General features: G+C 36.6%; 17 protein-coding genes and 1 other RNA gene. 13 read left to right on the plus strand and 5 right to left on the minus strand.

Annotated features, from left to right (window positions below):
• Positions 1–60: 60 nt before the first annotated feature.
• Complete coding sequence (gene typA / locus ACY2RU_RS16360) at positions 61–1854, minus strand: translational GTPase TypA (protein ID WP_490139558.1); 1794 nt, start codon at positions 1852–1854, stop codon at positions 61–63.
• A 395-nt stretch (positions 1855–2249) separates the two neighbouring features.
• On the opposite strand from typA, the gene ACY2RU_RS16365 reads away from it, so the two are divergent.
• The gene (locus ACY2RU_RS16365) at positions 2250–3635 is read left to right on the plus strand and encodes a T9SS type A sorting domain-containing protein (RefSeq protein ID WP_490139559.1); all 1386 of its coding nucleotides are present in this window, start codon (positions 2250–2252) and stop codon (positions 3633–3635) included.
• 160 nt (positions 3636–3795) lie between these two features.
• Here ACY2RU_RS16365 and ACY2RU_RS16370 read toward each other — a convergent pair whose 3' ends face one another.
• Positions 3796–4470, minus strand: coding sequence for a class I SAM-dependent methyltransferase (locus ACY2RU_RS16370; protein ID WP_490139593.1), 675 nt, complete (start codon positions 4468–4470; stop codon positions 3796–3798).
• Positions 4471–4611: 141 nt separating this feature from the next.
• Here ACY2RU_RS16370 and kdsA point away from each other — a divergent pair, with 141 nt between their 5' ends.
• Positions 4612–5430: a 3-deoxy-8-phosphooctulonate synthase gene (gene kdsA, locus ACY2RU_RS16375; protein ID WP_490139560.1), complete on the plus strand. Its 819-nt coding sequence runs from the start codon at positions 4612–4614 to the stop codon at positions 5428–5430.
• Here the strand turns inward: kdsA and ACY2RU_RS16380 are convergent.
• A complete protein-coding gene (locus tag ACY2RU_RS16380) occupies positions 5421–5783 on the minus strand; it encodes a DUF1801 domain-containing protein (RefSeq protein ID WP_490139561.1) in 363 nt (120 codons plus the stop codon). The two genes, kdsA and ACY2RU_RS16380, sit on opposite strands and share 10 nt — an antisense overlap.
• Before the next feature lie 430 nt (positions 5784–6213).
• Here ACY2RU_RS16380 and ACY2RU_RS16385 point away from each other — a divergent pair, with 430 nt between their 5' ends.
• The 9 genes from ACY2RU_RS16385 (at position 6214) to ACY2RU_RS16425 (ending at position 14984) form a co-directional block, all read left to right on the plus strand.
• A complete protein-coding gene (locus tag ACY2RU_RS16385; protein ID WP_490139562.1) occupies positions 6214–6816 on the plus strand; it encodes a hypothetical protein in 603 nt (200 codons plus the stop codon).
• A 5-nt stretch (positions 6817–6821) separates the two neighbouring features.
• Positions 6822–7115: a winged helix-turn-helix domain-containing protein gene (locus ACY2RU_RS16390; protein WP_490139563.1), complete on the plus strand. Its 294-nt coding sequence runs from the start codon at positions 6822–6824 to the stop codon at positions 7113–7115.
• Between the two features lie 48 nt (positions 7116–7163).
• Positions 7164–7691 carry a hypothetical protein gene (locus ACY2RU_RS16395; RefSeq protein ID WP_490139564.1) on the plus strand — a complete coding sequence of 176 codons (528 nt, stop codon included), beginning with the start codon at positions 7164–7166 and terminating at the stop codon, positions 7689–7691.
• 11 nt (positions 7692–7702) lie between these two features.
• Complete coding sequence (creD, locus tag ACY2RU_RS16400; RefSeq protein WP_490139565.1) at positions 7703–9049, plus strand: cell envelope integrity protein CreD; 1347 nt, start codon at positions 7703–7705, stop codon at positions 9047–9049.
• Positions 9050–9116: 67 nt separating this feature from the next.
• Positions 9117–9479, plus strand: a complete 363-nt coding sequence (locus ACY2RU_RS16405) for a ribosomal maturation YjgA family protein (RefSeq protein ID WP_490139566.1) — start codon at positions 9117–9119, stop codon at positions 9477–9479.
• Positions 9480–9552: 73 nt separating this feature from the next.
• Positions 9553–10143 (plus strand): DUF1361 domain-containing protein, encoded by a 591-nt coding sequence (locus ACY2RU_RS16410; protein WP_490139594.1) that lies wholly within the window; start codon positions 9553–9555, stop codon positions 10141–10143.
• A 50-nt stretch (positions 10144–10193) separates the two neighbouring features.
• The gene (locus ACY2RU_RS16415) at positions 10194–12164 is read left to right on the plus strand and encodes a DUF3858 domain-containing protein (RefSeq protein ID WP_490139567.1); all 1971 of its coding nucleotides are present in this window, start codon (positions 10194–10196) and stop codon (positions 12162–12164) included.
• A gap of 70 nt (positions 12165–12234) precedes the next feature.
• Positions 12235–14499 (plus strand): ATP-binding protein, encoded by a 2265-nt coding sequence (locus tag ACY2RU_RS16420; protein WP_490139568.1) that lies wholly within the window; start codon positions 12235–12237, stop codon positions 14497–14499.
• 32 nt (positions 14500–14531) lie between these two features.
• Positions 14532–14984 carry a GNAT family N-acetyltransferase gene (locus tag ACY2RU_RS16425; protein ID WP_490139569.1) on the plus strand — a complete coding sequence of 151 codons (453 nt, stop codon included), beginning with the start codon at positions 14532–14534 and terminating at the stop codon, positions 14982–14984.
• A gap of 197 nt (positions 14985–15181) precedes the next feature.
• Here ACY2RU_RS16425 and ACY2RU_RS16430 read toward each other — a convergent pair whose 3' ends face one another.
• Positions 15182–15787, minus strand: a complete 606-nt coding sequence (locus ACY2RU_RS16430) for a hypothetical protein (RefSeq protein ID WP_490139570.1) — start codon at positions 15785–15787, stop codon at positions 15182–15184.
• A 306-nt stretch (positions 15788–16093) separates the two neighbouring features.
• Between ACY2RU_RS16430 and ACY2RU_RS16435 the strand changes: the two genes are divergently transcribed.
• Complete coding sequence (locus ACY2RU_RS16435) at positions 16094–16258, plus strand: hypothetical protein (protein ID WP_490139571.1); 165 nt, start codon at positions 16094–16096, stop codon at positions 16256–16258.
• Positions 16259–16435: 177 nt separating this feature from the next.
• Here the strand turns inward: ACY2RU_RS16435 and ACY2RU_RS16440 are convergent, their stop codons facing one another.
• Complete coding sequence (locus ACY2RU_RS16440) at positions 16436–17653, minus strand: NAD(P)-dependent oxidoreductase (protein WP_490139572.1); 1218 nt, start codon at positions 17651–17653, stop codon at positions 16436–16438.
• A 240-nt stretch (positions 17654–17893) separates the two neighbouring features.
• Between ACY2RU_RS16440 and ssrA the strand changes: the two genes are divergently transcribed.
• Positions 17894–18294: a transfer-messenger RNA gene (gene ssrA / locus ACY2RU_RS16445) on the plus strand.
• Positions 18295–18414 lie beyond the last annotated feature (120 nt).

Here is an 18414-nt window from a genome sequence, read left to right on the forward strand (position 1 = left end):
GATTCTTTGTTTATTCACTTCGGAAATTGAACTGGTCCATTCCGAAGTTATTTTTAGATCTTAGATCTTATTGCGCTTTCTGTCTACTTCTTTTAGGTAGATCTTACGTAATCGAAGGTGATTTGGCGTCACCTCAACATACTCGTCTTTCTGAATATATTCTAACGCTTCTTCCAACGAAAACTTGATCGCAGGAACAATCTTTGCTTTATCATCTGCTCCAGAAGAACGTACGTTACTCATCTTTTTAGTTTTGGTGATATTCACAGTCATATCATCCTGACGTGTATTCTCACCAATTACTTGTCCTTCGTAAATATTCTCATTCGGATTTACAAAGAAACGTCCTCTATCTTGTAATTTATCGATTGAGTAAGGAATCGCAGAACCATTTTCCATAGAAACTAAACTTCCGTTTTGACGTTCTGGAATACCTCCTTTAAGCGGTTGATATTCTAAGAAGCGGTGTGTCATGATCGCTTCACCAGCCGTAGCCGTTAGCAATTGGTTACGCATCCCAATAATACCACGTGATGGAATGATAAACTTACAGATCATACGATCTCCTTTAGCTTCCATACTCACCATCTCACCTTTTCTAATAGTAACCATATTTACAGCAGTACCGCTCACATGCTCAGGTAAATCGATAGTCATTTCTTCCATTGGTTCGCATTTAACACCATCAATCTCTCTAATGATCACTTGCGGCTGTCCAATTTGTAGTTCATAACCTTCACGACGCATTGTCTCAATTAAAACCGATAAATGCAGTACCCCACGACCAAATACCATAAACTTATCGGCACTATCTGTAGGTTCCATGCGTAAGGCAAGGTTCTTTTCCAATTCGCGCTCTAAACGCTCTTTAATATGACGTGAGGTTACAAATTTTCCATCTTTTCCGAAGAAAGGAGAATCATTAATTGTAAACAACATGCTCATTGTAGGTTCATCGATGGCGATGGTTTTCATCCCCTCTGGGTTTTCAAGATCGGCAACGGTGTCGCCAATTTCAAAACCATCTAATCCAACAATAGCACAAATATCACCGGCTTGCACCGAATCCACTTTTTTACGGCCTAAACCTTCAAAAGTGTGTACTTCTTTAATTTTTGTCTTCTGTATTGAACCATCACGTTTTACCAAACTCACTTGCATATTTGGCTTTAACTCGCCACGCATAAGGCGTCCAATAGCGATACGTCCTGTAAACGATGAAAAATCGAGTGATGTGATCAACAATTGTGTTGTACCTTCTTGAATTTTTGGTGTTGGAATATGTTCCAAAACCATATCGAGAAGTGGTTCGATGTTTTCAGTTTCGTTTTTCCAATCATCGCTCATCCAGTTGTTCTTCGCACTTCCGTAAACGGTAGGAAAATCAAGCTGCCATTCTTCGGCGCCTAATTCAAACATTAAGTCAAAAACCGACTCGTGAACTTCGTCTGGAGTACAGTTTTCTTTATCTACTTTATTGATCACCACACATGGTTTTAAACCAAGGTCGATCGCTTTCTGTAATACAAAACGTGTTTGTGGCATAGGCCCTTCAAAGGCATCTACCAACAATAAAACGCCGTCTGCCATATTTAATACACGCTCTACTTCACCACCGAAATCGGCGTGACCAGGGGTATCAATGATATTGATCTTGGTATCTTTATAGACAACCGAAACATTCTTTGAAGTGATCGTGATACCGCGTTCTCTCTCAAGATCGTTGTTATCGAGAATAAGCTCTCCTGTGTTTTCGTTTTCACGAAACAGACTACAGTGGTGCATGATCTTATCAACAAGAGTCGTTTTACCGTGGTCAACGTGGGCAATAATAGCTATGTTTTTAGTATTCATTTTCAAAATCCGATACGACGGATAACTATTTAATTAATAGAATTTTACAGTATACAAAAGCATCCTATAAAGTAGCTTTTATTTACAGGCTGCAAAAGTACTGTTATTTAATGAATTATTTTATGGTTCATGGATATATTTAACATGTGGGTTTTTGGGCGCTTCCCAGACCCTCCTTTCTTTCGGGCTGGGTCGGGTCATTCGCTATATTCCCGCCACTCGTTCCTCTGGCGTGAGATGCCGCTACTACCCCTAGCGCGGTCTTAGACTAAAACGCAGCCTAGCTTGGTTGAATAATAAACACGTCATTCATGAAATACGATATCATAATATACACTACATCATTTCCTTAAAAGAAAATCACTATATTTAATCAACCAACCCTGTAAACCATTATGAAAGCTATTATTCTTGTTCTTCTTAGTTGTTTTTTAACAATACCCCTTGCAGCTCAGTTTGGTCCACAACATATTATTACTACCGAACTGGATCTGGCAGATTCTTCTATTGCAACCGACATCAATGATAATGGTTTTATGGATGTTATAGCTTTTGGCTACTACGGAGAAAAAATTGTATGGTTTCAAAACATGGATGGGTTGGGAAATTTTGGGGCTGAACAACTAATTCAAGACGGAATCATTGGTTGTACAGGTGTTCAACTTTTCGATCTCGATGGAGACGGTGATGATGATGTTATATATTCCTCTAATGGTGATGGTATTCGTTGGTTAGAAAACCTTAGTGGTCCAGCGAACTATAGCACGCCTAAGATAATTGATGAAAGCTCAGTCCCATATGCTATGACCGCTGGAGACTTAGATAATGATGGTGATCTAGAGGTGATAGCCGATCTGTATAATCTAGGACTGGTCTGGTTTGAAAATTTAAATGGCACTGATGATTTTAGCACTGCGCATCTGTTGGATAATAATTTTTTGACTGATTTCTCAGCCCTTAGAATTTTAGACTTTGATAATGATGGTGACAATGATATTTTAACTGCTTCTTGGGATCTCTCACCTGGGAAAATTATTTGGTATGAAAATAACCAAGGTGCCTTTGAGTCTCAACAAACGGTCTACCAATTTCAATTTCTTTCAGATGCAACGAGCATCGATGATATTTTTCTTTCTGATCTTAATGGTGATGACATGGTAGATTTACTTATAAGAACACAACATGATGAACTTAATGATTATATTTATTGGCTTGAGCGTTTAGACGCAATGGGTAATTTCAGTGAGCCAAAATTTGTTTATTTTGATACAAATTTCTCTGGTTCGCTTCAAAGTCACGATGTTGATAATGACGGAGATAAAGATATCCTCATGTCAATCTACGATGAAAATGAAATTGTTTGGTTTGAGAATTTGGACGGTCAAGGTAATTTTAGCTCAAAGAAAATAATTTCGAGCGAAGTAGATAGACCAAGAGGAGCCACAGCAGCCGACCTAAATGGAGATGGCGACCTAGATATAATTTCTACATCTTCCTTTGATAATACTATAGCTTGGTATGAATTTGATGAAATCTTTGGTGTTGATGAAAATAAGGCTAATCTGGTAACCATCTACCCAAACCCGGTTACAAATGTGATCAACATTCAAAGTGCAGCACCTATTGCTCAACTCTCACTTTTAAATTCTCTTGGGCAAATCATACCGTGTGAAAGAATTGACAATGCCATAAATATTTCAACAATAGCTGCCGGTATTTATTATCTGAAGATTGAAGGCACAAATGGCGCTTTTGAAACTTTCCGAGTAATCAAGAAATAAGGTAAATGACTTAACTGCTTCTTCCGAAGTCAGGCTTGTTCTTTAAACGTTCGACCAACGATTTTAATTAAGCCGAGATCGCTAGACAAAGACAATGGTAGCCGCACAATTTATAAGGCGTTAAAATTTCCAAAGCACAAAAAAAAACTATTACACATAGTTAGAACATGGTGTAGATCGTTGTCACGATCCTCCCTTTAAAATTATTTGAAGTAATAGACAACACTTCGTTAGCGTCTTTCACCTTTAAGTGAAAGGGAGGAGCCAACAAGTCTAAACCACTTTGTTTTTTGAGTCGAGTTCCTTGTCCGGAAATAATATCTTTATTAGGAATAAAATCGCCTTCTGGAAGATGCTCGGTCAAGACAACATATTTAAAATTAGGCAACTTCGCTACAAGGCGTTGAATTTCGGCATTCGATAAATGTTGTAGTACTTGTCTTAGAATAGCGCAATTGGCAGAGGGTAGTTGATCTGAGGTGATATCCAGACAATGAAATTCTAAATTTTCTTCAACATACTGTGCTTTATTATGCGCTATAAGATCTGTGACAATGTCTAGAGCGATATATTTCTCAGCAAATTTCACTAATTGCTTTCCTACGTTGAAATCCCCACAGCCCAGGTCGCATACAACAAGCGGGGTTTTAAAAGTAGTCAAAAATGATTTTAGAGCAGCTATATAAGGATTTATGATCTCAGGATGATGCGAACCTATACCCGAATAAAAGGTTGATTTAGTATCTCCCCAAAGTTTTAGGGCATAAACCTGTTCCATGGCATCTTTTGTTGGCCAAGGTCTTTTAGATATATCGTCTTTCTTCGGGTTCTTCATAATTCGCTTTGGCAAAGTTTAAAATATAATATGAAAGTTAAAAGACTAAGAAGAACTTCTTATTTTAAAAGAATAAGGCTTTCTAAGAATTTTAGTTCAATTTGTTTATTACCTATCTTTGCGCTTCAAATTAGCACTACAATGAACTTAGAACTTATACCGAATTTAAAACATATACAAAGCAATAATTTTTTTCTATTAGCTGGGCCGTGCGCTATCGAAGGAGAAGAAATGGCTATGCATATTGCGGAGAAGATTTTGACGATCACGAATGCTTTAGAAATTCCGTTTATTTTTAAAGGAAGTTTTAAAAAGGCGAATCGGAGTCGGATAGACAGTTTTACAGGTATTGGTGACATTCAAGCGCTTGAAATTCTCAAAAAAGTTTCTGAACGATTTGATGTACCTACGGTAACAGACATTCATGAAGTTAGCGATGCGGCTATGGCTGCAAAGTATGTAGATGTGCTTCAAATTCCGGCATTTTTGGTGCGTCAAACCGATTTGGTGGTTGCTGCGGCAAAAACGGGTAAGGTTGTTAATTTGAAGAAAGGCCAGTTTATGAGTCCGGAAAGCATGCAACACGCCGCTAAAAAAGTCACTGATTCTGGTAACGAACAAGTACTGATCACCGACCGAGGAACCATGTTTGGATATCAGGATATGATTGTTGATTTTAGAGGAATTCCTACCATGAAACAATATGCGCCAGTGGTTTTGGATGTCACGCATAGTTTACAACAACCCAATCAAAGTATTGGTGTAACAGGAGGTCGTCCGGAAATGATTTCAACAATTGCAAGAGCTGGGATTGCTTCAGGGGTTGACGGAATTTTTATTGAAACCCATTTTGATCCTGCCAATGCGAAAAGCGATGGTGCTAATATGTTGGATCTAAAAAATCTTGAAAAATTGTTAACCGATTTGGTTGCGATTCGGAAGACGATCAATCAACTATAAAATTTTATATCTCTTAGCGAGTACGCTTCTTCGAGTACCGCTTTTAGGATCTTATCATTGATGTCTTCAAGCTTGAAGTAGCGAAGTGATCTTATTTTCTTTCTTTTTTCTGAAACGAGGAGCTCGGTGTGTTTTGTAAAGTGAGAAGCATTCCAAAAACCTATGTCAACGTAGTCTTTCGACTGATTAAAATAGCAAAACATTTTTTTGCCGTTTAAATAATAGCACGGTAATCGCCACTTATAAACTAATTGAGCTTCAGGTATGGTTTGTTCGATAACTATTTGAAGATGCAACAAGATGGAACGAAAAGGTTCCTTTTGACTTAGTATATAGTTTTCGGCGGGATTCATTAAAACGAAGATAAAAAAAAGGATCGCCTCCTCAAACGATCCTTTTAAACTAAAAAGCTAAATCAATTCCCCAATTAATTTATTACTACAAAGATGGGCTCAAAGTGGTTCCTACACAAGAGGTAAATACCTGTTTTTTAGTTGGGGGTTTTTCCGATAGAACAAAAAAAAGCCGCCCTAAAAAGGACGGCCATTAACGAAATCATTAGTATCAACTCCCCAATCGATACCAAGATGATTAAGAGTCAGGGACTTACAAACCTAAGAATGTAATCCTGATATTATCAAAGAGGCGATGAAAGGATACACCGAACAAGAGGGTTTTTCCCCTATTTAATAAAGGGGTTTTTCCTTATTTGTTAAATATTTTAAAAAAACTCCCTCTAACTTAAAATAATACATTTACTTTGTTTTTCAAAGTACTTTAGCTATGAGTGAACAAGATTATTTAAAAGACATTAGTGAAATAAAGAACATGATGAATCGTTCGTCCCGATTTATCTCTTTAAGTGGTCTCTCTGGAATTTTTGCCGGTATGTATGCCCTAATTGGCGCAGCAATTGCGTATTTTTTTTTACTGCCTTCAGGCGAATATGTAGTACTGCATAGTTGGAATTTTAAAATGTTAATCGGACTCCTTATAGGAGTGGCCGTTTTAAGCGTTATAACTGCCTATTTACTTACCACTCAAAAAGCAAAACGTCATAACGTAAAGATATGGGACACAACCACTAAAAGACTACTTCTTAACTTTCTGATCCCTTTGGTTACTGGAGGAATTTATATTCTTATTAAACTAAACAGTCAGCATTATGGATTAACGGCCTCCCTTATGCTTATTTTTTATGGCTTAGCGCTGGTAAACGCTTCTAAATATACTATTGGAAATGTAAAGTATCTAGGGTATATTGAGATCATTGCAGGGCTAATATGCGCAGCGCTTCCTGGCTACGGATTTTGGTTTTGGATCTTAGGATTTGGAGTCATGCATATCATTTATGGAAGCCTAATGTATATGCAAGAGAAAAAATAAGAACGGTGGGCATAATAGACAACATAAATAAAATATTCGATCATCGTATCCGTCTGGGCATCATGTCAATTTTGGTGGTAAATGATGAAGCCGATTTCAATCGCCTTAAAGAACTGCTCGATGTAACCGATGGAAACCTTGCGAGCCACATAAAAGCTTTAGAAAAAGAGGCATATATCAACGTGGAAAAACAATTTATAGGCAGAAAACCTAACACCAGCTATAGCGCCACTCCCCTAGGGAAAAATGAATTTCAAAAACATATTAATGCACTTGAAAAATTGATAAAAAAACAATAACATCCTTTTTTTTATCAATCTACTTTGAAAAACAAAGTACTTTAAAAAATGAATTATAGAAAATATCTTATCGAAAAGTTGTTTGAGATCTCTCAAAAGGCCTATCTGTATTTTAAAAAGAAGCAGCCCTGGGAGATCACTAATGATCAACTGATGGCCATGCCCTCAAACACCTTTGGCCATCAATTAGGGAAATTTCTCCACGACCAAGGGTTTCAGCTCATTCCTAAAGTGGAGCGACATGATGCCTATCATTTACTTACTGGTTTCTCAACATCTGTACAAGACGAGATCGCCTTGCAATATGTATGCTTCGGAAATGGAAAGCGAACGCCCTATTTGTTAGGTGTTTTAATTCTTGGAACCCTCTTACTTCCGGAATATGCTTCTTACTACAAACAAGCTTATTTCTTCGGAAAACAAAGCAACCGATTTCATCATTTCGATTTTAAAAAGCTACTTCTCATTGACTATAAGCTTTTCCGAAGCACCATTTTTTCCGAAGCTATTCAAAAGAGCCTGCAAAACCTACAAAAACAGTACAATCAAAAATTAACCCAAATACAAACATTTTAAAACATACAATTATGGAACAGAAAAGAAGCAAATTTGGAAATTGGTTACGCAACTCGATCACAGCTCGTATGCTGGTGGTTGGATTTTTATTGTTGGTATTACTTATCCCCTTACAATTTGTAAAAATGCTCATTAGCGAGCGAGCGTACCGTCAAACAGAAGTAATTCGAGAGATCAACAGCAAATGGGGAAATGAAGTGTTACTCTCAGGTCCTATTTTAAAGGTTCCATATAAAACATATAAGGAAGAGCGGATCTATAATGAAAAGACGAAAACGTTTCAAACCAATACCGAAACCATCGTCAAAACTGCTTATCTCCTACCCGACTCGCTTCAAATTGATTCGGATGTAAAATACATTGAACGTGGCCGCACCATTTACGAGTCGGTTGTTTATACCGCAAATAATACGCTTTCAGGAAACTTTCCGAAGATCGATTTTAGCGACCAAGACATTAAACCTAAAGATATTTTATGGGATCGCATTTCCGTAGAAATTAGAACCTCAAATTTAAAAGGAATTCGGAATAGCGTAGCTGTGACATTGGGTGATGAGACTTTAGCGATGACTCCAAAATACAACCAAAGCTATCTCAACATTATTGAGAGTAGTTTTGTAAAAAATTATTCCGAAGAAAACAATGATCCTGTGTCATTTACATTCGATCTAATCATTAACGGAAGTGAAAGTTTAAAATTTATTCCTCTGGGAAAAGAAACCGCCGTGACCATGGATTCAAATTGGCATTCTCCAAGTTTTGACGGGAGTCCGTTACCCAACGAAGAAACCAAGCGTATTGAAGACACTGGGTTTCACGCAGATTGGCAGGCTTTCCAGATAAACAGGCAATTTCAGCAGCAATTTTTTTCTGAAATACCAGACCTTTCAAAGTTTGCTTTTGGGACAAATTTCGTGGTTCCCGTTGATGAATATCAAAAGAGCGAACGTACAGCTAAATACGGTTTTATGGTCATTGGGCTTACCCTTTTGGTCTTTCTGTTAATTCAAATTGCCAGTAAGATTTATATCCATCCATTTCAATATGTAATGATCGGACTTGCACTTGTGATGTTCTACACGCTTCTTATCTCCATTAGTGAACACAGTTCGTTCTTTAAAGCTTATGTGATCGCTGCCGCAGCCGTATTGGGCCTTATCACGATTTATTCTCGCGCCATACTTAAAGGATTCAAATTTCCTTTATTAGTTTGTGCTTCGTTAGCATCACTATACGGATTTATTTATGTGATCATACAATTAGAAAATTATGCCTTGTTGGTAGGTAGTGTTGGTCTTTTTGTGATTCTTGCCGTAGTTATGTTTGCTTCCAGACGAATTGATTGGGGCAATGATTAAATGCTAACTAGAAGACCGAAGTGACTCAGATGATACATCTGCGCTTCGGTCTTTAACATATCAATTTATGAAACGATATTTCACGATTTTTTGCTTGATTTTGGTTACCGAAATCGCCATTGCCTATTTTCACTTTCACGATCTAGTTCGTGGTTTTTTAGGGGATGTGTTGGTCATACCCTTGTGCTATACCTTGCTAAGGTCTTTCACAAAACTTACTATAAAAAAAGCTATCATTTTTGTACTTCTCTTTGCCTTTGCAGTAGAATTTGCGCAGCTCTTTAAAATAGCGACCGTGCTTAACATTCAAAACAGAATTGCTCAAATAATGGTGGGAAGCACCTTTGACCCATTAGACCTCTTGGCTTATGTGATTGGGGTCATTCCTATTTTATTCATTGAAAAATACTTCTCACATGGAAAAGATTAAAACATTTATAATACAGAGGTTCAATGTGTTGTTCTACTTGTTCGGCGTAAGCTTGATAAGTATGTTCCTCCTGATGCTACGTTTAAAGATAACGCAATCGTTCTTCTTTCTATTTTTAGTATGGAACTTGTTTTTAGCAGTTATCCCAATTGTTATAACACTTTATCTCTCCCAGAAAAAGCAGTTAAAACTTTGGCAGTTTTGCCTCTCGTTTGCCTTTTGGCTGCTCTTTTTACCCAATGCGCCTTATATGATAACAGATGCAATTCATTTGCAATTAAGCAGTGGACACCTACTCATTTTTGACACTATTTTGGTTGGTTTTTTCGCCCTAAGTGGTTTGATCTATTACACTGTTTCGGTCAACGATATGGAAAATATTTTATTGATCTATTTTCCGAAAACAACCAAATACATTCTATTTGTAATACCCTTTGCTGTTGGCTTCGATATTTATTTAGGACGTTTTTTACGATGGAATTCTTGGGATCTTTTAAGCAAACCTCAGCACTTAATACATTCCGTTTGGGATATGATCAGCATGCCTTCGGAACATATTTTGGCATGGATCATTACCTTTAGCTTTGGTATATTCCTATCTTTCTGTCAGTTGGTTTTCCGTAGGATAAAAACAAATAAAGATCATACTTTTCACATTTTATGATGTCGAGATTTTAATGTATTTTTCACGATTATCCTTGTAAACATATACGTATGGTCCGAATTCACTTAACTTTTGTTCTAATTATCTTCTTCTTTCTTCAAACGGTAGCCGCCCAAGACAAACAACGTGTGGTTTCTACTTTTGGAAAACCCTCGCAATTTGAAATCAGTATGAAAAATTATCCGGAAGCCCCTTTGGCTTCGGGTGTTGTTCTATTTGAAAAAGGAACATATTTTACAGAAATGATCAATGGTTCTTTAAAGCTTGTCAAGGAAGTTTACGTAAAGACAAAAGTGATTGATGCCAAACGCTTTGATCAGACCGAAGTTTTTATTCCCATGCAGCGAAATGGTAATAGCGGAGAAAAAATCACAAAACTAAAGGCTATTACTCATAATGGCATTAATCAAACCTATGTACCAAGTGATGCTGTATACGAAACCGATATCAATCAGTATTGGAAAAGAAAACAGTTTGCTTTTCCCAATGTGCAGGACGGAAGTATCTTAGAATATACGTATCGTATAGAATCGCCTTACTTTTTTGGGCTAAGTGGTTGGGTCTTTCAAGGCTCGTTACCGGTTTTATATAGTGAGTTAGAAACAAAAATACCTGGAAATTTCACCTATAAAAGAGAACTTGTTGGCTCACTGCCTTTGGATATCAAAATATCAACACTTTTAAAGAACTGTTTACATATAGATGGTCTTTTACAAAGTGCCGACTGTGATCACGCTATTTATGCAATGTTCAATATTCCTGCTTTTAAAGAAGAATCGTATATGCTCGCGTCGGAAAATTATAAGGCGAGTATAAAATACGAACTTCAAAAAACCATCGGTTTTGATGGGAGTCGGAGTATCTTTTCAAAAACATGGAAAGATGTTGACAATGAATTTGAGAGTGATAAAAATATGGGCGGCCAGCTTAATAATAAAAACTTTTTTAAAGGAAAATTGCCTGAAGAGATCATACAAATACAAGACGATCTTGAACGAGCCAAAGCTGTTTATTCGTTTATTCAAAATTATTATACTTGGAATGGGAACACACGTATCTTTTCTGATATTCGCGTTCGAGATGCATTTTCAGAAGGAAAAGGAAATAGTAGTGAGATTAATATTTCACTAATCAACGCACTAAAAGCGACTAATTTAGATGCCAAAATTATGTTGCTTTCTACACGTGAGTATGCACTTCCATCTCGTGCCTATCCTATTTTGACCGATTTTAATTATGCAATTGCAATACTCAAAATAGGGAAACAAGAGTATTTACTGGATGCAACGAACAAAAATGCTCCGTTTGGGATTTTACCGTTTCGACTTTTAAATATTTTTGGTCGTGTCATGGATTTTAAAAACGGTAGCTATTGGCAAAACATTACACCAAATGCAAAAAATTTACAATTTGTCAATGTACAATTAAAAGCTGAAGAAAATGATGCGTTTAAGGGAAGCGTACAAGAAGTTACAACCGGTTATATGGCCCTCCAAGAAAGAAATCAAATAGATGAAGAAACCGAAACTAAATATTTCGCCAATAAAGAAAAAAATAATGAAAGCCTAACCATAGAAAACGGAGACATAGTAAATAGAATCAAGCTCGATGAACCTCTTAAGATCAATTATTCGGTCAATATAACGAATGAAGTCATCGACAATAAGATCTATCTAAATCCATATTTCTTTGAGACCTTCTTTAAGGAAAACCCCTTTACCCTAGAACATCGCAGTTATCCTATCGATTTTGGTTTTCCAATTACCACAACTTATTTGATTGCTATTGACTTGAATGAAAAGTATTCGGTGTCAGCATTACCTGAAAACAAATCGATAAAATTGGCCGATGGAGCCTTATGTACTGTTGTTTATTCTGAAGCGAATGGCAATATTCAAATGCGCTATAACTTTAAATTGAATCCTTATTATAAAGCAGAAGCTTACGAATTTTTAAAAACATTTTTCGAAAGTATTATTAAAATCCAAACTCAAGATCTTATTGTATTAGAAAAGAGGTAATATCTTAAAATAGACAATTGCTAAGCGTTCTTATTTTAGCTATATTAGCAATACATACAACATATCACTCTTGAGAACTCTTGTTATTATCATTCTTTTGTCTCTTTACAGCGGCTGTTTTATTACAGCGCAAAACAACGTAGGAGTGACCAACGACAGTGTTCAAAAAACCGTAACTCAAATAAAATGGGAACGTGTTGACACATTAGTTCGCTTTACACGGAAACAGTTTTACCGCAACAATTTTGATAAAACTATCGAAATTGGCGAACAAGCACGAGTGCTAGCCAAAGAAGTAGAAGACTATAAATCGTACTTCCGACTTAGCAGTTTATTAGGAAATGCATTTTTAAAAATTGAAGATACTTTACAGGCAAAAAAGATCTTTTCAAAAGCTGTCGAAGAAGCTGAGCAGATCCAAATGGCCCGTATGGCAATTGACACTATTTCTGAAGACTTAAAATATATCGACGCCCGTAGTGTGATTACTGCAGAAATTGATCTGGGTAATTTCTATGCGTTACAAGAAAAAGAGAAACCCGCTATTGCTATTTATAAGAAGGCATTACCTCTAGCACAAACACTTGCTGACACAACACATCTTTATATCCTCAACTATAATATTGCAGAATTAAATTTAAATGCCGAACGAAAAACAGACGCACAATACTTTCTCGATCAAACCAAAAGATATGTCACTGATCAAACAGCGAAACCATATGTTGCGGGAGTTAACCTTTTAGAAGGCCGATTAGCTCATTCAAACAATAATCCGAAGAAAGCCATTACTTTTTTATCCAAGAGTATTCAGCTTTTTGAGGAATCTGGATATACCGAAGGTGTTATTCAAGGAAATGAATATTTGGCTGAAGCTTATGAAAAAGCCAACGATTACAAAACAGCATATAATCTTATAAAGAAAACCGATTCGCTCAAGGCTGAAAAATATAAAACCGACAAAATACAAGCCATTGAAACAGTGACAGCTAAGTTTAAATTGGATCAATACAAACAAGAACTGAGTGCACAAGAGCTTCAAAATGAATTCAATAAAGAAGCCGCTAGAAAAGAAACTACCATCTTATGGATCAAAATTGCTTCTGGAATTTTATTAGCAGCGGCGATCATCCTATTTATTTCCTATCGAAAACGAAGAAAATTATTTTTTGACGTTATTGATAAGAATAAAAAATACTTGGCAGCCAAAGAACGTAGTGAAGAGTTAGCCGAAGCAAGAAATGTCTTATTTTCAAACATTACGCATGAACTGCGAACACCTATGTATGGTATTATTGGTATCTCCTCCATTTTAATGAAAGATGAAAATCTTAAAGGACATAATGAAAATTTAAATTCTTTAAAATTTTCAGCCAATTACCTGCTCTCTTTGATCAACAATGTGCTGCAGCTTACAAATGTTGGATCCCAAAATCAGGAATCATTAAAAAAATCGAAGTTTAATCTGCATACCTTAATTGAAAATATTACAAAAACCTCGCGTTTTATTAATACCGATAATCCAAATAAATACATTGTTTCAATTGACGAGAAAATACCTAAGCAACTTGTTGGAGATAATGTAAAACTATCTCAAATTCTAATTAATTTGCTTAGTAATGCCTCCAAGTTCACCAATGATGGAACTATTAAAGTCACGGTTACTGAAGTGGATCGTACTTCAGAAAAAATTACGCTTCAATTTGAAATAGAAGATGATGGAATAGGTATTTCAGAAGAAAAAAAGCAATACATTTTTGATGCCTTTTCAAGAGCAAACACACGAGAAGCAAAACAAGGAACGGGACTCGGACTCCCTATCGTAAAAAAACTGTTAGATTTACATCAAAGTGTAATTCACTTAGAAAGTACCCTAGGCAAGGGAACAAAAGTTGGCTTTTTAATAAATTACGACTTAGCGCCATCAACTTCAAAAGGAACGTCACTTCAATCTGCTCCAACAAAATCAGCCCTAAAAGACAAAACAATTCTTGTTGTTGATGACAATAGGATCAATCAATTGGTTACTAAAAAAATTCTAGAGATCTACAGTGCAAAAACTATTGTGGCAGGAAGTGGAGCGGAAGCGATAGAAATTACAAAACGTGAAACTCTAGACCTTATTTTGATGGATATTAACATGCCAGAAATGAATGGATTTGAAGCCACTGAAGCTATTCGTGAATTCAACGATTCTATTCCTATTCTAGCTCTTACCGCTGTAGAACTAGAAAAGATCACAGGAGAGCACGCACACAGCCTTATGAACGATTTTATTATTAAGCCCTACACTAACGAGATCTTTATCGCCATCTTACAAAAGCACCTAAAATTATAAGTATTGCCCTGATCTTTAAAAATGAATCCAGTATGGAAATCATTAAAAAAATAAAAAGTGGTTATATGATTTCAACAGACAAAGAAATGTTGGACATAGTAGTTATTTATAACTTTTTGACCAACGAATCTGGCTGGAGCAATGGTATCACGTATGAAAAGGTTGAAAAGTCTATTAATAATTCCCTAAATTTTGGTGTTTACTTAGATCAAAAACTAATTGGCTACGCCAGAGTGATATCCGATTTTTCTACAATCGCATATCTTGGCGATATTTTTATTTTAAAAGAATACCGTGGACTTGGCCTGAGTAAATGGCTTATGCAGGTAATCTTGGAACATAAAGAATTACAAAATTTGAGACGATGGATTTTATTGACTAGCACTGCGGACTGGCTTTATAAAAAATACGGATTTACAAAATTGACGAAACCTGAAATTTATATGGAGAAGTTTAATCCAAATGTCTACAAAACTTTAAAATAGCATACAATAAGGGCATATGGGCTAATTGTTGAGATCACCAAGGCATCATAATTTCTACTTGACCCTTATATCATTACTTGAGTATTAGTTATTAGATACGGATCAATAATAAGTCTGATAATGTAACCCTTGTGCTGCTGTAGTCAAAAAAAAATGCGCCTAACAAAGGCGCATTTTTTTGGCTAGTTTATATTGAATTATTTCGACTTAACAACCCATTTATTAAAAGTACCATCATACATCAATTGAATCATTTCATATCTCTTAACTACTATGACTGTGTTGGTGTCACTTAAAATTTGACTTGAAAGTAACGAAAGTATACTATTTGGGTAAATATATAGATCACCATCAGTTGGGTACAACGAGATCACTTGACCCGGTTGCCCTGCAACAATTCCCGTAATAGCCGTATCACCTAATAAACTTGTAATTCGTATTACTGATTTGTCGTCATTGGGTTCCCCTGGCCATATTATTAAGTTAACATTACTTATAAGAGGAACATTGATCGGGAACGGATCACTAATCTTTTCCTTGTTATTAATAGCATATAATTGATTGTTTTCAAGAATGATATTATCGGCCACATCAACTTCTACCATGTTGCCTTCATCATCTATACCTACGATCCTAATGGCTTCTGGGCCATTAAGATTATCTTGGGAAGACTTGATACCACGAACACGTAATGTTCCGTTAATATCGAGTGTTTGAGTTGGTTCGGTGGTATTTATACCTACTTGAGCAAACGTAGAAATACTTAAAAATAGGCAAACGAGAAAAGGGGCTAATTTCTTCATAAGGTATTTGGCTAGTAAATAAATGTAGGTTATTACTTACTAAAATCATAACCTATATAGCTTAAAATCAGATATTTTCGATAAAACGTAATTAAATTCGATTAAAATCAATTTTCATCGATAAATCGCTTGCGCACAGGTTGTTGAAGCCTTTTTACACCTTTTACTTTTTAAAGAGCATAAATAAATGGTAATACAAGGCGAATATGAAAGCAGCCTAAACGCTTATGAGAAATAATAGTGATTCTTGTCGTTAAAGCAATTACTAACCTACATTTAAATAAATTAACCTATAAATTTTTAATTATGTCGTATGTATTTTATTTATTACTAACGTTTTTTTCTAGTCCGACTGAAGATCTAATCGCCTTACCCAGCGCGCAAAATCACAGTAAAATTATTAAACATGATGATTATACAAGAGGTGGAGATGCGCTTATTTTACCAGGAGAGCCTAACGAGGATTATTAATGATAAATTAGCGGTTTCGTCAATATTGTGGTAACAAGCTAAATCTTGTTATCTATACAGTTTGATGTATTAAAAAAGCAGAACAATACTAGTATTGTTCTGCTTTTCATATTCCAAATATATTTTACAATCCCTTATTACCTAATCAGTTTTGGAAAGAGATCATGATGATCCAGCTTAGTCTTCGCCATTGACATAATCCTGTAAATAGGCATAACGAGCGGTAAGTGTTCCCTGCTTGGTGGTCATCTGTGCGCGTGCTAAAATACCGTCTTTATCGCCATTAAAGAAAGCGGGAATAACATTGTTGATAAACATGGTTCCAAAACCTTTACTTGCATCATTAGGCAATTCGCACGGAAGATTATCTACCGCCATAACAGCAATCGAATTTGGCGTGCCAAACGGAACTTCGCTTTCTGTTTTTGGGTCATACCCATAAAAAGGATCGGCTATCGTGGAAGCACGGAGTGTACTTGCCACCGGTCCGTCAACATCGCACGAAATATCTGCGATCAAATTGATATTAAAATCGGGACGTTTAGCATCATCTCGTGTAAATAGGTATGGAGCACCATTTCCGTAGAAATGGCCTGCGATAAAATAATCACTCACTTTGGCGTATTTCATAAAATCACTTTCATGACCTGAAGGATCCTTATAAAATGCCATCTTATCCATAGGCTTGCCATCTCTACGTTTGTTATACTCAGTCACATCAATAAGGCAATATACTGGTTCATCAAAGGTTTGGTTCAAGTAAGCTTCATCGGTCACCTCACGAATTTTGAGATGCTCCAAGATTTCATGCGCTCCCTTGGCCACCTTTCCAGTTCCAGACAATATGATTCTTAGGTTCTTCGGAAGGGTTATTTTATCAAGTTCAGCTTTTACGGCTTTGAGGTCAGATAAGGTTTCTACCTTCGGAAGGTTAAACAATCCATCTCGAATCCCCATCGCTCTAAAGCCATTGTATGCCCCTACGAGTCCGGCATACCGACCAAAACCGATGAGTCTCGCATTGTTCTTTTTTACGATCGTTTCATGATCGTACATCTCAATTTTTTTATCGAGAATTGCCTTCAACAACTTTCTATTATAGGGTTGTTTTTTAATGGTGTGACTAAAGAAAAAGTATTTTTTATGCGGAATAAGCGAATCGATAGGCACTTCTTTTACACCAAGCATGACTTCCGCTTCGGAAACATCTGTTTTTACTTCCAATCCGGCGCTTTTATATGCTTCATCTGGAAAGATGCGGATATCGGAAGATTCTACCACAATTCGTGCTTCTGGAAATTCGTTTAAGACTTCTTGGCACTTTTGAGGTGAAAAAACGACACGACGATCTGGCGGATTCTTACGTTCTTTGATGATAGCAAAGGTTACTGACATTTGGTACGGATTTTGTGATTCTATTGGGTGTTAAAGATACTATTATTCTTGTATCTTTGCCTACACTTTCTATGGCGAATGCCTTAGAAAGTGCCATGCTCCAGCGCTTTTGCGATGGAGCGCGTTAAGGATAGAAGTGGAAATCCTGCAAAGCAGATTGAAACGGATAGCCTGACCACGCTAAAAGCGTGGGAACGCCCAAAAAATGATCATGGGTATTTGATCATAGTTCATTGAAATGGGGCCGACTGGTTTTGACAGCGGGTCTAATGGTATTGTAAGCATGTCGAGCGCTGGGAAACAGCTCGTAAATCTCATTTTTCACACTTTTTAAACGGCGAGAATAACTACGCCCTAGCTGCATAATCCGAATTATAGTAGGATAATGCCTCGGCCTACAAGGTAGGCAAGCAGGAAGTCACTCAAACACCTTGGTTTACGGTTTTTGATATAGTGACTTCGTAAAAGTAAACCTAGCTCGCGCAGGGCTTTGATGCGCTTGCGAAACCCAAATTGAAGTTAAGGGGTGCGTTGGTAGTTTTCGACCGGCAATCTCACGAAAATCTAAATGAAAACTAAACATGTAGAAGGCAATATTATTGCTTGTTTGGACGAGGGTTCGAATCCCTCCGGCTCCACGACACTCAAGGAACCACACCGTTAAGGTGTGGTTTTTTTGTTTTACAAAAAACCGAGCTCGCTCAAGGTTTTAAAGTAAAATAAAATAGTAGCAGCGACGGCTGCGTGGTTCCTTATTTGCA

It is taken from the genome of Ulvibacter sp. 2305UL32-6 (assembly GCF_058148545.1).

What these genes read in the sequence shown, in the direction of transcription:
- ACY2RU_RS16385 (WP_490139562.1), top strand. Translation starts at nt 6,214, where the DNA reads ATGAGTGAACAAGATTATTTAAAAGACATTAGTGAAATAAAGAACATG.
- creD (WP_490139565.1), top strand. Translation starts at nt 7,703, where the DNA reads ATGGAACAGAAAAGAAGCAAATTTGGAAATTGGTTACGCAACTCGATC.
- ACY2RU_RS16425 (WP_490139569.1), top strand. Translation starts at nt 14,532, where the DNA reads ATGGAAATCATTAAAAAAATAAAAAGTGGTTATATGATTTCAACAGAC.
- ACY2RU_RS16415 (WP_490139567.1), top strand. Translation starts at nt 10,194, where the DNA reads ATGGTCCGAATTCACTTAACTTTTGTTCTAATTATCTTCTTCTTTCTT.
- ACY2RU_RS16440 (WP_490139572.1), bottom strand. Translation starts at nt 17,653, where the DNA reads ATGTCAGTAACCTTTGCTATCATCAAAGAACGTAAGAATCCGCCAGAT.
- ACY2RU_RS16410 (WP_490139594.1), top strand. Translation starts at nt 9,553, where the DNA reads ATGCTACGTTTAAAGATAACGCAATCGTTCTTCTTTCTATTTTTAGTA.
- ACY2RU_RS16405 (WP_490139566.1), top strand. Translation starts at nt 9,117, where the DNA reads ATGAAACGATATTTCACGATTTTTTGCTTGATTTTGGTTACCGAAATC.
- ACY2RU_RS16435 (WP_490139571.1), top strand. Translation starts at nt 16,094, where the DNA reads ATGTCGTATGTATTTTATTTATTACTAACGTTTTTTTCTAGTCCGACT.
- ACY2RU_RS16365 (WP_490139559.1), top strand. Translation starts at nt 2,250, where the DNA reads ATGAAAGCTATTATTCTTGTTCTTCTTAGTTGTTTTTTAACAATACCC.
- kdsA (WP_490139560.1), top strand. Translation starts at nt 4,612, where the DNA reads ATGAACTTAGAACTTATACCGAATTTAAAACATATACAAAGCAATAAT.
- ACY2RU_RS16395 (WP_490139564.1), top strand. Translation starts at nt 7,164, where the DNA reads ATGAATTATAGAAAATATCTTATCGAAAAGTTGTTTGAGATCTCTCAA.
- ACY2RU_RS16370 (WP_490139593.1), bottom strand. Translation starts at nt 4,470, where the DNA reads ATGAAGAACCCGAAGAAAGACGATATATCTAAAAGACCTTGGCCAACA.
- typA (WP_490139558.1), bottom strand. Translation starts at nt 1,854, where the DNA reads ATGAATACTAAAAACATAGCTATTATTGCCCACGTTGACCACGGTAAA.
- ACY2RU_RS16380 (WP_490139561.1), bottom strand. Translation starts at nt 5,783, where the DNA reads ATGAATCCCGCCGAAAACTATATACTAAGTCAAAAGGAACCTTTTCGT.
- ACY2RU_RS16430 (WP_490139570.1), bottom strand. Translation starts at nt 15,787, where the DNA reads ATGAAGAAATTAGCCCCTTTTCTCGTTTGCCTATTTTTAAGTATTTCT.